The organism is Alphaproteobacteria bacterium, assembly GCA_039980135.1.
In the GTDB taxonomy this organism is placed as follows: Bacteria; Pseudomonadota; Alphaproteobacteria; order UBA6615; family UBA6615; genus UBA8079.
Map to the genome: position 1 here is coordinate 567,629 of JBDXCV010000003.1, position 14,393 is coordinate 582,021.

The following is a 14,393-nucleotide window of genomic DNA, read 5'->3' on the forward strand; positions in this document are numbered from 1 at the left end:
CGAGCAGATTTGGCGTATGTACGCGTCAGTACGCAAGGAAACAGCGGAATCCGATCATGACCGACGATACAGACCAGCCGGCAGGCGCGATCATTGATGCATTCGGCGGCATTCGCCCCATGGCGGCCCGTCTGGACATCCCTGTCAGCACCGTCCAGGGCTGGAAACAGCGCGATTCGATCCCGGCGGGGCGGATGCAGGCGGTTCGTGACGCCGCCGAAGCCGACGGGATCGCCCTGGAATCCGTAGCCGGGGACGCCGCGCCCATGTCTGAATCGGTCGTGGTCGAACCGACCGTGATTGACGCAACCGGGCCGGAAACGTCGCACGAAGCGGGAGATCAGTACGAAACGGGTGCCGAGAACCGGCGACCGGAATCCGACTTGCGGTCGATTACCCCGTCGCGTGCCAGCAATGTCGCGGTGTTCGCGCTTCTGGTCTCCCTTGGCGTCGGCGGTTGGCTCGGATGGACCACGGTGGGACCGGGTGCCGCCGGCGGCGACAACGCCCGATTGTCCGCACTGGAAGGCCGGGTCGCCCGCCTCGCGGATGGGCCGGGCGAAGGCGCATCCGGCATTGACGTCACGGCCTTGACCCGGGACGTGGCGGCGCTGCGTGCGCAGCTGGCCGATTTGTCTGCGCCCGATCTGGAATCCGGCCTCGCGCCTCTGCAGGCGGAGATCGACAGTTTGCGCGATGCGTTGGTGGCCCAGGCCGCCGACGGCGGCGCGGGCGGGACGCGCGGGGCCGCCATGCTCGATTCATCCCTGCTCGCGCGTCTGGACGCGATCGAGGTTGAAATTCAGAACGCCACCCAACTCGCATCGACCAACATGCAGGCCATGGCCGGCGGGTTGCTCGAGTTCGACACCAGGTTGAAGGCGCTGGCGGACTCCCAGACGGAATCCGCCGCTGGTCTGGGGACGCGAATCGCGGCATTGGAGGCCGGCCGAAGCGCGGATGAAGTCGAGATAAGCAGGGCGTCGATCCTGGCGCTCGCGGCAGGCCAGCTGCGCACGGCGCTGGAACGCGGCGCACCCTTTGCGGGGCCGCTCGAACTCGTGGAAACGGTGAGCGCCGACGACCCGAAGCTGGACGCGGCCCTGACGACGCTTCGCGGGATGTCCGGGACGGGCGTTGCGACCGGATCGGCGCTCGAGTTGTCGTTTGCGAGACTGGTGCCCGACCTGCTCGCCGCGGATCGCGCCGCAACCGCCGGCGCAGATGGCGACCTGGTCCAGCGCCTGACCGGGCGGCTCAATGACATCATCAGCGTGCGCCGCACCGGTGCCAATGTCGACGGCGACGATGTGGAGGCGCGCATCGCCCGGGCGGAAATCTTCCTGGCGGATCGTGACGTTGTGGCGGCGATACTTGAGTTCAACGGGCTTGGCGGGCCTGCCGCGGATATTCTCGTGCCCTGGCTGGCGCGCGCGCGCGGGCATGTCGATGCCCGCGATGCGCTCCGTGTGATCGAAGAACAGGCGATCGCCCGGTTGCGTGTTGACGGTGGTGCGCAATGATCCGTTTTCTGATCTATGCGATTGAAGTCGCGGTCGTGGTGGCGGTCGCGGTGTGGCTCGCCGACCATCCCGGCGTGGTCTCGCTCGACTGGCAGGGCTGGCGAATCGAGACGTCCGTGGGAATCCTCGCGCTTTCGGTATTCCTGCTCGCGGTTGCGGCGGCGGCGATTTTTGCGGCCTGGCGCTGGTTGCGTCGCCGGCCACGTGAATGGTCCATACGCCGCCGCCTGAGCCGCCAGGAAGCTGGTCTGCGGGCGTTGTCCGACAGCCTGGTGGCGATCGCTTCGGGCGACGCGGACAATGCGCGTAAAGCCACACGACGCGCGGGCGCACTTCTCGATCACGCGCCGGTATCATTGTTGCTTGAGGCCCAGACGGCGCAGATCGCCGGGGATGAGGCGGCGGCGCGCGCCACATTCGAACGCATGACCCAGAATGAGGAGACCGAGTTCCTCGGGCTGCGTGGCCTGATTACCGATGCCTTGCGCGACGGTGACGATAGCCGCGCCCTGGTCTATGCACGGCGCGCCTACGCGCTGAAGCCGCGCACCCCATGGCTGGTTGATACGATGGTGCCCCTGTTGAGCCGGGCCGGGGATTGGCGCGAGGCGCAGCGGCTGATCGAGGAATCCGAGAAGTCGAAACGCATGTCGTCGGCACGGGCCCCGCACCAGCAGGCCGCCCTGCTCACCGAACGCGCGCGTGCGGCGCAACGCGATGGCCGGGCGGCCGATGCCTATGCCCAGGCGCGCAAGGCGAATGAACTCGACCCCGCCCTGGTGCCGGCGGCAAGCATGCTTGCGCGGCTGGTTGCCGAAGACGGCCGCGCCAGGCGGGCGCGGAAGTTTGTCGAAAAATCATGGGTCGCCGCCCCGCATCCTGAATTGCGCGACGTCTATCTCGGCTTGCTCGACGCGGACACTCCGCCGCTCGAGCGATACAAGGCGGTCGAGGCGTTGGTGCGGTCGACGGCGGAACATCCCGAAAGCCGCCTCGCACTGGCCCGCGCGGCCCTCGATGCAAGTTTGTGGGGCGAGGCCCGTCGGCAACTCGATGAGTTGCAGGCGATGGCGCCCACGGCAGATGTGTATCGTCTCCGGGCGCGGCTTGCCGACGAGGACGAGGAAGACTTGTCGACCCCCGCGGACTGGCTGGAGCTTGCGGCCGGCGCGGATTCCGATCACGCTTGGGTCTGCAGCGATTGCGGCACGGTGGCGGATGACTGGTCGGCCGTGTGCGGGCATTGCGGTGCGTTCGCGACACTCGACTGGAACCAACCGCCACGCATCCATCGCGCGATCGAGAGCGGGGCGGGCGCCGGCGGAACTGCGGCGGCCGGCGCGCCGGTCGCGGGCGACGCCGGAGACATCCCGACCGGGGAAACCACGAGCCCGGCCTGATGCGGGTCGGTTGCCCGCTGCGTCGCGATGCGGCCGGGGCCGGGGCCGTCGTAAAGCCTTTGCTAACCAAATTTGCGTTCAATGACATCTCGAACGCCGGCTCTGCCGTGCGCCGCGAATATTCGAAAGATGTCGATGACCGAACTATCCCTGTTTCAGAAGAATCTCGTCTTCCTCGATACCGCCTTGCCCGGTGTCGCGTCGCTGGTGCGGCGTTCCAAAGACACGATTACCAAGCCGGTTTTTGACGACGCCGGCCGGGCGGTCGACATCGATATCGGCGCGGGTCGGCTGTACAACACGGACGCCGGTGAATTCGCACGTTTGCAGGTGGAGTCCTGGCGGAAGTCCCCGATGCGCGTCGTCGTCAGCCGCCCCGAGCCGGACGCTCTTTCCGATCAGTGCACGAAGATATTGTCGGCGGATCTCGCGGCCTGCGCGGGCGAATCCCTGCTTGCGATCCCGCCCGTCGAACATGCCGGCATGCTCGTTGTCGTCGGCCTCGGTCTCGGGCTGCAGGTGCCGGCGCTGCTGGAGAATTTGTCGCCCCGCCATGTGGTTCTGATCGAACCGATGGAAGAATTTCTGGTCCACAGTCTGCACGCGCTCGACTGGTGTGCCCTGTCCGACCAGTGCACGGCCCAGGGTGCCACGCTCGATGTCATCGTCCAGCTCGACCCGCGCGCCGCACAGAAGGAACTCGAGGAACTGATGAGCCGGTTTGGCGCCTCGTCCGTCGATGGCGCCTACACCTATGTCCATTATCAGACCGATGCGACGATCGCGATCACCCGGGGATTCCATGAACTCGTCGGCATGAAGTCGATCATGCAGGGTTATTACGGCGACGAGAAACTGATGATCGAGAACACGGTCTCGAACGTCGACAACCATGAATTCTGGATGGTCGACGGCAGCTATCAGGCGCCGCACGACCTGGCGGCCTTCATTGTCGGTTCGGGCCCGTCGCTCGATCGCTCGATCGAGGCCATCCGCGCCTGGGAAGGGCATGCCGTGGTGTTCTGTGCCGGGTCGGCCCTGCAGACATTGTTGAGCGCCGGGATCAGGCCGGACTTCCAGATCGAGAAAGAGAATAACGAGACCACCGAGGCGCGCATCGCGCACATCTTCGAGCGAAATGGCGGGGACGGTGAAACATTCGGTGTCGATCTGATGGCGTCGGTTTCGGTCAAGGCTGGGGTGACGCGCCTGTTCGACGACAAGTTCCTGTTCCATCGCGAGTTTTTGAGTTCGACGCGGATGTTCGGTGACGGACATCATCCGGTCGTTGGCACGGGCCCCTTTTCAGCGAACACCGCGATGGCGCTCGCCACGACACTGGGGTTCCGGAAAATCTATCTGTTCGGCTGCGATTGCGGCTCCGTCGATCAGGCGCTGCATCACGCGAAGGACACAGTCTATCACACCCGTGCGGGCCATACTCAGGGGCACAACGATATGCCCATCCAGGTGCCGGGGAACTTCGGGTCACCGGCCTGGACCAATTCCTACTTCCTGTGGAGCCGCTGGGTCTTCGAGACGGTGATCGCCAGTGCGGAAGTCACCGCGTTCAACTGCAGCGACGGTGTCGCCATCCCTGGTGCGATGCCCGTACGGCCCGAGGATCTCGCGCTGCCGGGGGCACCGCTCGACAAGCAGAAAGTCACGCGCGCGATCAAGGGGGCGGGCCGTCACTTCGATGCCGGCCAGTATATGGAAAGTCAGGATGTCGCGGGACGGCTGCGGACCTGGCACGCCTTCGTCCGGGAGATGCGCGCGTTCATGGACGAGACCCTGCAGCATGCCGACCAGCTGCATGAATTCGAGGTCGTGCTCACCCGTTTCCTGACCCGATGTGACGAAGAATATGGCGGCGTGGTGGTGCCCGTCAGCGGATCGGCCCGCGGCATGCCGCCGATCGCCGGCTACTACATCAACCGTGCGGCGGATACCGATGCGCACACGCGGATGATGGACGTGTTCCGTGACGTGTTCCGCGCGCAGATCGAGAATATTCTCGACGATGCGACGGGGCTCATGGAGACCATCGCGGCGGACCATGCGCACGGCAGTCAGATGAGGGAAGCGGGATGAACGCGATCCGGAAACTCAACGGCAGTCCGGCGATCCGCAAGGTCTGCGTCGTCGTTAACAGCCGGGCCAACTACGCGCGTATCAAGTCGGTCATGCGCGCCGTCCAGCAGCATAACCGCCTGGAGCTGCAGCTGATCGTCGGCGCGTCGGCGTTGCTCTATCGCTACGGCAATGTCGTCGATCTGATCCGCGCCGACGGGTTCGAGCCATCGGCGGTGATCTACTCGATCGTCGAGGGCGAGAACCCGACCACCATGGCGAAATCGACCGGCATGGGCATCATCGAGCTGTCGAGCCAGCTGGAAAACCTGCAACCCGACATCGTGCTCACCGTCGCCGACCGGTTCGAGACCATGGCGACCGCCATCGCGGCGGCCTACATGAATATTCCGTTGGCCCACACCCAGGGCGGTGAGGTCACGGGCTCCATCGACGAAAGCGTACGCCACGCCATCACCAAGCTGGCCCATATCCATTTCCCGGCAACCGAACGCGCCCATGATTTCGTCACCCGCATGGGCGAGGCGCCGGAGACCGTCCATCTGACCGGCTGCCCGGCCATCGACCTGCTGGTCGATACCGACCTCAGTCTGGACCCGGGCCTGCTCAATGGCGGGCGGGGCACGGGTGCCCATCTCGACCCGTCGCGCCCTTACATGGTGGTCCTGCAGCATCCGGTGACCACCGAATACGGCTCCGGCTTCGATCAGATCTCGGCGACGCTCGAGGCGGTCCGCCGGATCGACATGCAGACGGTCTGGCTGTGGCCGAACGTGGACGCAGGCTCGGACGACGTGTCCAAGGGGCTGCGCATGTACCGGGAGGAAAACCCGGACGCCAACGTACATTTCTACCGGAACTTTCCGGCCGAGGATTACGCCAGGTTGATCAACAACACCGCCGTGCTGGTGGGCAATTCGAGCTCGGCCCTCCGCGAGGGCGCCTATCTTGGTGTGCCGGCCGTCAATGTCGGCACCCGCCAGGGCGGCCGCGAGCATGCCGCGAATGTGCGACATGCCGGCTATGACCCGGATGCCATCGAGCTGGCAGCGCGCGAACAGATGGAACATGGCCGATATGAATCGTCGCACATGTTCGGCGATGGACACGCCGGCAAGCGGATCGCCAACTTGCTCGCGGAATCCGAGATCGTCGTCCAGAAAAGGCTGGCTTACGCATGAGTATCGCATCCCTCGAACAGGCCGCGTTCGACCTTCCCGATCTCCGCGACGCGGTCGCCTTTCCTGATTGCGGCGTGTGCGGGGCGCAGGCCTGGATTCCGATCTATGAGGGTCCGGTTCGTGACGGCGGGTTCGGGAGCAGCCGCAAGGGCGCGGCAGTCGCGGAATGCATGGGCTGCGGTGTGCGCCGCCTCGATGAACATTCCTGCCACGACGACGCGGTCTATACGGACGAGACCTACCGGGAAATCCTGGGCGAGGAGACCGATACCAACGGTTTTCACGCGGCCCATGACCCCCTCCAGCTTGAGCGGCTCAACGTCGTCGACCCGATGACGTTGCGTGGCAAGGTTGTCGCCGATGTGGGCTGTGCGGCGGGCAGTTTTCTGGATTTCGTCTCCGGCCTGGCGCGCAGCGTCATCGCGGTCGAGCCGGGCAAGCCCTATCACGACTCGCTCAAACGGCGTGGGTTTCACGTCTACGATTTTACAAGCCATGCGCTGGATGATTGCGCGGGCGCGGTCGAGCATGCGTTTTCCTTTCAGGTTATCGAGCATGTCGCCGAACCCGCCGCGTTCCTGACCGAGATTGCCGCACTCATGGCGCCCGGTGGCCGTCTGACCATCTCGACCCCCAACCGGGGCGATCTCCTGATGGAACTCCTGCCCGAGGACTATCCGCCCTTCTTCTACCGCTGTGTCCATCGCTGGTACTTCAGCGACGATTCCCTCGCCCGCTGCGGCCGTGTCGCCGGCCTGGTGCCGGTCGAGACGCGCTACGTACACCGGTTCGGTGTGGCCAACACCCTGCGCTGGTTGCGTGAACGCACGCCGGGCGGCCGCAGCCCCCTGCCGGGCCTCGACGATCCCGCGCTCGATTCCGTCTGGCGTGACACGCTGGCGCGCGAAGGCACGGCCGACACGATCTACATGACCTTCGAAAAGCCGCTGCCGTGAGCCTCGCCGAAGCCCGCAAGGCGCCTGATGAGAAGTTCTCGCCCGCGATGCTCGACGGTCATGCCGAAGTGCTGGCCGAGCGGGTGTTCCAGGTCGATACCAAGTGGCCCCATTTCAAACGCCTGCTGACCGACATCCGCGCACTTGCTGGTGAAATGCCGGCCGGTGCGTCGGTCGTCTCGCTTGAGCGTGGGCTCTTGTATGGCGGCTGCTCGCTCATCGCGCCGTTCTTCCAGGATCAGGATTACCAGGCCCTCGATTGCAGCCCGCAGAGCGCGGACGATCGCGGCGCCTACAACGCGGCGATGGTCGATGACCCGCGATTCCTCTTTGTGCCCGGCGGGCACCGCGTCGGCGTGTCCGACACCGGCCTGGAAGACTCCGCCGCGGATCTGGTGCTGGTACCCAATCTCGTACACCACGTCGCCGATCAGACGGCGTTTTTTGCCGAGCTGGCACGGATCACGCGCCCGGGCGGGCGGGTCTATGTGTTCGAGCCCCTGCTGCGTGAACTGCACCAGTCACCCGACGATTACCTGCGCTGGACGCCTTTTGGTATGGCGCGCGCCATGCGTGAAGCGGGCCTCCAACCGAATGAAGCCAAGACCGCCGGCGGCCCGTTCGAGGCGATTGCCTATTGCTGGGTGCAGGCGCTGGAGTATTTCCCGGAAGACGCCCGCGACGAGATGGCGGCCTGGTTCTATGACAAACATATGCCGGAATTGATGGGCTGGGATGCGGCGCACACGCGGAATAACGTGCGCGATCACACGTCTTTCCCCGTCGCCTACTCGATTACGGCAGGCAAACCCGGCTGAAAGAAGCCGCGGCCCGGCCCGCAAAGTCCTTGACCGGAGACCGCGTCCCACCTAGGTAAAGCGCGGCCTTTCGGCGCCGCCTTAGCTCAGTTGGTAGAGCATCGCATTCGTAATGCGGGGGTCGCAAGTTCGAGTCTTGCAGGCGGCACCATTTTCTTCGATGAGCTAGCGAAATCTCGCTGGCTCATTTTTCGTTCCGGGTTAACGCTCGGCGTGAATCCGGGCGCCATTCTTGCCGATACACCCCATGCCCCAACGGAATGACGACATTCGAATAAATTATTTCTGGTTATCGGTTGGTCTGCCTATAGTTTTCGCGGTGGCGACATGACTTTCGTTGCCGCAAGACCTGCGAATCCGGCCGTTCGCCCGTTCCGGTCAGAATTTATTCAAGCCGACCCAAACATACTGGAGCAATCGTGCATATCGTCCGATTCAATGACATAGAGTGGGAAGACCGGGTCAATATCGACAACTGGCCCTGCCGCACGCGCACATTCTACAGAAACGCAGACAGCGACCTGCGTATCCACTTGATCGACTACCCGTTCGGTTCCGTTGAACCCCGGCACGTTCACGCCGGCATGCATGCCGCAACCGTGCTGGAAAATCATGCGATCGTGGACGGCGTGAAGATGGAGCCGCTCGATGTCGTGCTCGGGCCGAGCAATGAGCCACACGGCCCTCTGGAATACCCGGAAGGCTGCCGCCTCGTCTCGGCGTTCCAGGGGAGCAACGTTCATTCCGAAGTCGAAACCCTGTCGGACGAAAAGGTCTACCGGCTGATCCTGCAGAACGACATCCCGTGGGTGCCCCAGGAAGACGGGAGCGAGACCAAGACCCTGGTCGACTACGGCCTGGGCCACCTTCACGTCGTGGCGATGCGCTTTGCGGCCGGAACCACCCACAAGCCGGACTTCCTCGCCGCCATCCTGGTCGAAGGCGAAGCGTCGGTCGGAGACGAGTCGCTCGGCGTGTGGGATTTCATCTACGCTGACGAGGGTGAACAACGCTCCGACATAAACTTTGCGCGTGACACCATCATCCTGACCTTCAGTCTGCGCGAAACCAGCGCCTAAACCCCCAACCTCGGAAACCTGCCATGTCCAAGCTCACCGAACGCCGCCGCGACAACCAACAATGGATGCTCGACCTGGCCATCAAGACCACGGGACGGGTCCAGAACTTCGCCTATGACGCCCGGGTCATGCCGCCGGAGGTAAAGTCCTACGCGCAGATTCATCGCATTCTCGACAAGCATGGTCGCCATGTGATCTCGATCGCCGAGGAGGCCGAGAAGGCCGGTCACACCCAAACCGCCGCCGAACTCTACTGGACCGCGAGCGAACATTATCGCGAGGCCCAGCACTGCATCTTCGAGGATGACAATCCCGAGAAAATCTACCTGCACAACATGCTGCTCAAATGTTTCGACAAGGTGATGGAGCATGCATCCCACCCGATCGAGCGGGTCGAAATTCCCTTCGAAGGCAACTTCATCCAGGGCGTCCTTCACATGGTGCCAGGTGGTGAGAAGGCCCCGACAGTCGTGTTCTGCCCCGGCATGGACATGACCAAGGAAGCCTTCATCGACGCCCTGAACCACCCGTTCGTGAATCGGGGCATGAACTGCCTGCATCTCGACGGCCCCGGTCAAGGCACCAGCAACATCCGCAAGATCCGCGTCACGCTGGACAATTACGAGCGGGCCGGCTCCGCCGCGATCGACTATCTGTGCACGCGCCCGGAAGTCGATGCCGACAAGATCGTCGTCTCCGGCTTTTCCATGGGTTCTTATTGGGGCATGCGCCTCGCCGCACTCGACAAGCGGGTCAAGGGCGTCGCGACCGCTGCCGCATGCTACGGCCCCAAGGTACCGATCTTCGAACAGGCGTCGCCGCGTTTCAAGCAGGTCTTCATGTATATGGCCGGCATCCATGATGAGGACGAGTTCGATGAATTCGCGTCACAAATGGTGCTCGACGACGTGGCGGGCGACGTCACCTGTCCGGCGCTGCAGGTGACGGGTGAATACGACCCGCTGGCACCGTTGGAAACCGTGCTCCCGATCTACGAAAAGGTCGCGGGGCCCAAGGAACTGTGGGTCATCGAAAACGACTTCCACAGCCCGCGAAACCGGCCGAATTTCGGCGGAATCGATGCTTTCGGGTTTCTCGCCGACTGGCTCAATGACGCTCTGGCGGGCAAATTCGGCCCCGGCCACAAGCGCGAGATACTGATACCCGAACATGGCGACGGCGGACCCTATGTTGGCCAGGTCCAGGGCGGCTTCCAACTGCCGGAGCGGGTCGGCGCGGCACCGGGGCTCAGTCCCGCGCAGCTCGGGCCGGGCGGCATCGTCGGCGGATAGGGTCGCCACAGGAGATCGCAGAATTCCGCGGGGGCCTGATATAACCGGCCCAGGAGAGCAGCACCCATGCCGATGACGCGCGAAGCCGCTCCATCCACCGGCGCCCGGCAACCCGAATCGATTATGGGCTCGGGCTATCCGCTGGCATTCAAATTCAGGCAGGGGACCGAGCGCCCGCCCCTCGTGGCGCAGGAGAATGCCCGCGGCGTGTTCGTCACAGAGGCGCGGCAACTCGCACGGTTCGGCAAGGAAGGCGTCATTCACGAGGGCGCGAACGGCAGCGTCTGGCGGCTGACGACCGACGAGGGAAAACATTTTGGCGCCGACGACGTGGCCCCTTTCCCCCTCGGCTTCTTCAACGCCGGCCTGATCGGCGATCTGGCCAACCGTCTGCTGGCCATCGCGCGGGTACGCGGCATTGCCGTCGACGCGCTTGAGGTCGATTTGGACAATCCATTCTGGATGCAGGGCTCATTCGTGCGCGGCGACGCCTTTAGTCACGCAGACCCGGCGACGATTGACCTGCGCTTGAATTCGCCAGCGGATGCCCACACGATTCGCCGCCTTGTGGACGACGCCATCAAGGCTTCCCCGCCAATGCACGGGCTGCGCACGCAACTCAAGAACACGTTCGCCATTTACGTCAACGGCCGCCGTCGCCCCGTGACGAGCATGGATGCCTCAACGGCCCCCGACGCGGCCGACCCGTTCCAGACCTATTCGACGCCGCCCGCGCCGCTCGCCAACAGCGATCAGTTCGACGACATCATCACCAAGACCGGCAAGGTTCATGACGGTGAGGTCATGCGTTACCCGAGCGGGAGCAAGGCAAAGCTGGTCCGTCACGTCATCGGCAACGGCCGGTTGATCGACCCCGCCGGCATCATGGCGACCGAGTGCGCACTCGATATGCCCGGTGTGAGTTTCTTCCGCTACAAGACCGATGAGCGGTCACATATCGAGCAAGGACCGTCCGGACTGGCGCTCTTCTCCGCCGCGATCGCGTTCTGCTACATGACCCAGATCGCCCGGTTCATCGAGCATCAGAAGCTGAGTATTCGCGGCGTACGCATTGTGCAACACACGCCCTACATGCTGACCGGCAGCATCGCCGACGGGACGTGGACCGGCACGCAAGGCCCCGTCGACACGCATCTTTTCCTGTCGGGCGATGAAACCGACGAGACCCATGAGCGGCTCATGACAACAGGTGCCACAATCTGTTTTCTGCACTCCGCACTGCGCGACGCCAACGACCCGGTCGTCTCGATCGAGCTCAACAGCAACGAAATCTAGCCCGGAAGGACCCGTCGTCGATCAGATCACCATGCGTGGATTTCACCGAGATAGTCGAGAAAGCGACCGCTTTTGGCGGGACCGACATCAGACAATGTACGCCGGATACCTGCTGCGCTGTCCTCGACGGCAACCGGATTGTTGGGCATTCGCGGCACACTCACCTGTCCCGGATGCATGACGACGACCGAAACACCACGATCGGCAAGGTCGTCGGCGAGGGCTTTCACGGCGTTGTGTAACGCCGCCTTCGAGGATCTGTAGATATAATTGCCCGGAAATTTTCTGACGAAGCTGCCGGCCATGCTGCCCATCGCGACAATCAGCTTACGCTCCGAGGCGGCGACATTATCGACCAGTCGCGCCGCCATGTAGAGGGGCGCGATCACATTGACATCAAACACCTGTGGCCAGATATCGAAGTCGGTCTCGGCGAGCGATGCACCGGGCTGCGGGTTGATCCCGGCATTGAGATAGAGCAAGTCGATCGGGCGGCCTTCAAGGCGGGTCGCCAGCGCATCGACGGCAGCGCGGTCGGTCACGTCGAGCCGCTCGACGGAAACATCTCCCGGCAGCGCGGTCAGCCTGCCGGCGGCCTCGGCATTCCGGCAGGTCGCGATGACCTGCCATCCGTCAGCGGCATACTGGCGTGCCAGTTCGAAGCCGATGCCGCCACCGGCACCTGTGAGCAGCATTGTCGGCATGTGTTTGTGATGTCCGGTTTCGGTTTTGCGCGGGTTTCTCGCCGACCGGCCCGGATTCAGACTTCGCGCATATCAGCGGCGGTCGTCCCGGTGCCTGTGTCGTACGCGTATTTCGACCAACCCTGGATGACCCTTTCCTTCGTCGGTGCGATCTCCGTTACCGACGGTCGCTGTCCCATGAGGTCGAGCCATTCCCTGACTTTCACGCATTCGTCGGGAACGCGGAAATCCCGGTAATGCTCGATGACGGAAAGCCTCAGTGAATGCGGAAGGAATGTGAAATCGACCAGGCTCACTTCGTCTCCCAGCCAGTAGGGGCCGGGTGATTGACTCAGCCCGTCGCGTTCCATCATCAGCAGCGCTTCCGTCAGCTTCTCCGCATGCACCGCCTGTTTCTCGGGTTCCTGCGCGAGCAACAGCTTGTAGAGCTGGGGAACGAATCGGACATTCGCGAAATCGATCCAGATGCGCGCTCTGGCCTTGTCCGCCGGGTCCTTGGGCAGCAACGGATGGTCGGGGAAAATATCCTCGATATACTCGTTGATCACCGAGGACTCGAATATGACGGTCTCGCCGTGGCGCAGCACGGGCACTTTGCCATAGGGAGATATTTTCAGGAACCAGTCGGGCTTGTCGTTCAGATCAATGACGTTCAGATCGAAATCGACTCCCTTTTCGCGCAAGGCCATGCGGGTCCGCAGCGCATAGGGACAAATTTCGGAACTGATGATCTCGATTTCTGACATGGTTCGTCCTCCTGTCTGCGCCTAACTTTCGTCGACGATGCCGGCCGGCCCGAGCTGGCCGTCGCTCAGACCCGGTGCCGCACCGACGCGCTCCGGTAACAGGAATCCGCCCTTGATCTGTTCGCCGTAGGGGCCGCAGCCGGAATGATCCGGCACCAGCGTTTCGCGTTGGTGATCGTCCGGATACTTACCCGCTAGCGCGTCTTTTAGCCAGTCGATGAGGTATGGGAAGAAATCCATTTTGCCGAAATTCGGCCGATTGCGCGGAATATGATAATCGTTCTCGACGACCCAGAGTTCTTTCGGCGCCGGCACCGTGTCGTAGAACGCGAGAACGGTCTCGAGCGGTGCCAGTGGATCGTATTCCCCGGTCACCATAAGAACCGGACAGGTAACATCTTTCGAGATGTCCTTGAGGTTCATTTGCGACGCGAATTCGTCGAACTCGTCCTCGTCATGGATACCGGCCATATACATGAAAAACTGCTTGAAGCGCGGCGAAGCCTTCTCGAAAATTTCCACCTTGGGCCCATAGTTGGCCGCCGCGGTTGCGACAGCCTTGACGCGGCTGTCGAGCGCCGCCAGGCGCATGCCCCAATGGGATCCCATCGAAAACCCTGTCACCACGATCTGGTCGGTATCGACCTCGGGCCGTTCGCACAAAAAATCGATGGCGGCGGAACCGGCACGTTCGTAGTTGTCGAGCGTAACACGGATCTTGCGGATGTTGCTGGTGCCCTGGCCCGGTCCGTCGAGATGCAGGCAGTTGAAACCGCGCGGAATGGCCGGATGCGTGAAGGGATTGATGATCGCTTCCTTGGTCATGTCCATGCCGGGGCAATAGACGATCGTGGGCGCCTTGGGCTTGCCCGGCAGCATATGCAGGAGACCCTGGATGTAATTTCCTTCGAACGGAATTTCGACCTGTTCGATCGGGTGATTGGCGTACTCGATCACCTTGTCGAAACACTTCAGGAGCATGCCGTGGAGGTAGATCTTCTCCGGGTTGTCATCCTCGAAGATGCTGTGTTGCGCCTCCCGGTAGTGCTCGCTGGCCCGCCAGTACAACTCCGCCGCCGTATCGAAATGGCCGGCCTTTTCTGCGGCCTCGGCAATGGACAGGACGTGCCGGCCATGTTTATCGGCGATCCGGTGAATCTGGGCGTAGGACTTGACCTCGGGCGACACGATGCGTTCGTCGTAGGCGAAATTCTGGACCCGACCATGGGTCTTGACGACCAGATCCAGCATCCATTGCTGATTGTCGCGGCGGCGTTCTGTGAGTTTGGCCATTTCTGATCTCT

Annotated in this window: 12 protein-coding genes and 1 tRNA gene; 10 read left to right on the forward strand and 3 right to left on the reverse strand. The window is 63.1% G+C overall.

What is annotated here, in order from left to right:
- Positions 1-56: 56 nt before the first annotated feature.
- The 10 genes from ABJ363_04600 to ABJ363_04645 all read left to right on the forward strand — a co-directional run bounded on the left by ABJ363_04600 (position 57) and on the right by ABJ363_04645 (position 11,639).
- Positions 57-1,523, forward strand: coding sequence for a mitofilin family membrane protein (locus tag ABJ363_04600; GenBank protein ID MEP4378260.1), 1,467 nt, complete (start codon positions 57-59; stop codon positions 1,521-1,523).
- Positions 1,520-2,923 (forward strand): heme biosynthesis HemY N-terminal domain-containing protein, encoded by a 1,404-nt coding sequence (locus tag ABJ363_04605; protein ID MEP4378261.1) that lies wholly within the window; start codon positions 1,520-1,522, stop codon positions 2,921-2,923. Before ABJ363_04600 ends, ABJ363_04605 begins: the two co-directional genes overlap by 4 nt.
- A gap of 135 nt (positions 2,924-3,058) precedes the next feature.
- On the forward strand, positions 3,059-5,017 hold the full coding sequence (locus tag ABJ363_04610; GenBank protein ID MEP4378262.1) for a 6-hydroxymethylpterin diphosphokinase MptE-like protein: 1,959 nt from the start codon (positions 3,059-3,061) through the stop codon (positions 5,015-5,017).
- On the forward strand, positions 5,014-6,198 hold the full coding sequence (neuC, locus tag ABJ363_04615; GenBank protein MEP4378263.1) for a UDP-N-acetylglucosamine 2-epimerase: 1,185 nt from the start codon (positions 5,014-5,016) through the stop codon (positions 6,196-6,198). Before ABJ363_04610 ends, neuC begins: the two co-directional genes overlap by 4 nt.
- Positions 6,195-7,154: a class I SAM-dependent methyltransferase gene (locus ABJ363_04620; GenBank protein ID MEP4378264.1), complete on the forward strand. Its 960-nt coding sequence runs from the start codon at positions 6,195-6,197 to the stop codon at positions 7,152-7,154. The genes neuC and ABJ363_04620 overlap by 4 nt, the downstream gene beginning before the upstream one ends.
- On the forward strand, positions 7,151-7,972 hold the full coding sequence (locus tag ABJ363_04625) for a methyltransferase domain-containing protein (GenBank protein MEP4378265.1): 822 nt from the start codon (positions 7,151-7,153) through the stop codon (positions 7,970-7,972). The genes ABJ363_04620 and ABJ363_04625 overlap by 4 nt, the downstream gene beginning before the upstream one ends.
- 75 nt (positions 7,973-8,047) lie before the next feature.
- A tRNA-Thr gene (locus ABJ363_04630) sits at positions 8,048-8,123 on the forward strand.
- A gap of 268 nt (positions 8,124-8,391) precedes the next feature.
- Positions 8,392-9,051, forward strand: a complete 660-nt coding sequence (locus ABJ363_04635; protein MEP4378266.1) for a hypothetical protein — start codon at positions 8,392-8,394, stop codon at positions 9,049-9,051.
- A gap of 23 nt (positions 9,052-9,074) precedes the next feature.
- Positions 9,075-10,343 (forward strand): alpha/beta fold hydrolase, encoded by a 1,269-nt coding sequence (locus ABJ363_04640; GenBank protein MEP4378267.1) that lies wholly within the window; start codon positions 9,075-9,077, stop codon positions 10,341-10,343.
- A 66-nt stretch (positions 10,344-10,409) separates the two neighbouring features.
- Positions 10,410-11,639 (forward strand): OsmC family protein, encoded by a 1,230-nt coding sequence (locus ABJ363_04645; protein ID MEP4378268.1) that lies wholly within the window; start codon positions 10,410-10,412, stop codon positions 11,637-11,639.
- A 26-nt stretch (positions 11,640-11,665) separates the two neighbouring features.
- Here the strand turns inward: ABJ363_04645 and ABJ363_04650 are convergent, their stop codons facing one another.
- From ABJ363_04650 to ABJ363_04660, 3 genes are read right to left on the reverse strand one after another with little or no spacing between them, the layout of a single operon-like run.
- A complete protein-coding gene (locus tag ABJ363_04650) occupies positions 11,666-12,343 on the reverse strand; it encodes an SDR family NAD(P)-dependent oxidoreductase (GenBank protein MEP4378269.1) in 678 nt (225 codons plus the stop codon).
- A 56-nt stretch (positions 12,344-12,399) separates the two neighbouring features.
- Positions 12,400-13,089, reverse strand: coding sequence for a glutathione S-transferase family protein (locus ABJ363_04655; protein MEP4378270.1), 690 nt, complete (start codon positions 13,087-13,089; stop codon positions 12,400-12,402).
- A gap of 21 nt (positions 13,090-13,110) precedes the next feature.
- Complete coding sequence (locus tag ABJ363_04660) at positions 13,111-14,382, reverse strand: alpha/beta fold hydrolase (protein ID MEP4378271.1); 1,272 nt, start codon at positions 14,380-14,382, stop codon at positions 13,111-13,113.
- Positions 14,383-14,393: the final 11 nt, after the last annotated feature.

What these genes read in the sequence shown, in the direction of transcription:
- ABJ363_04600 (MEP4378260.1), top strand. Translation starts at nt 57, where the DNA reads ATGACCGACGATACAGACCAGCCGGCAGGCGCGATCATTGATGCATTC.
- ABJ363_04605 (MEP4378261.1), top strand. Translation starts at nt 1,520, where the DNA reads ATGATCCGTTTTCTGATCTATGCGATTGAAGTCGCGGTCGTGGTGGCG.
- ABJ363_04610 (MEP4378262.1), top strand. Translation starts at nt 3,059, where the DNA reads ATGACCGAACTATCCCTGTTTCAGAAGAATCTCGTCTTCCTCGATACC.
- neuC (MEP4378263.1), top strand. Translation starts at nt 5,014, where the DNA reads ATGAACGCGATCCGGAAACTCAACGGCAGTCCGGCGATCCGCAAGGTC.
- ABJ363_04620 (MEP4378264.1), top strand. Translation starts at nt 6,195, where the DNA reads ATGAGTATCGCATCCCTCGAACAGGCCGCGTTCGACCTTCCCGATCTC.
- ABJ363_04640 (MEP4378267.1), top strand. Translation starts at nt 9,075, where the DNA reads ATGTCCAAGCTCACCGAACGCCGCCGCGACAACCAACAATGGATGCTC.
- ABJ363_04645 (MEP4378268.1), top strand. Translation starts at nt 10,410, where the DNA reads ATGCCGATGACGCGCGAAGCCGCTCCATCCACCGGCGCCCGGCAACCC.
- ABJ363_04650 (MEP4378269.1), bottom strand. Translation starts at nt 12,343, where the DNA reads ATGCCGACAATGCTGCTCACAGGTGCCGGTGGCGGCATCGGCTTCGAA.
- ABJ363_04655 (MEP4378270.1), bottom strand. Translation starts at nt 13,089, where the DNA reads ATGTCAGAAATCGAGATCATCAGTTCCGAAATTTGTCCCTATGCGCTG.
- ABJ363_04660 (MEP4378271.1), bottom strand. Translation starts at nt 14,382, where the DNA reads ATGGCCAAACTCACAGAACGCCGCCGCGACAATCAGCAATGGATGCTG.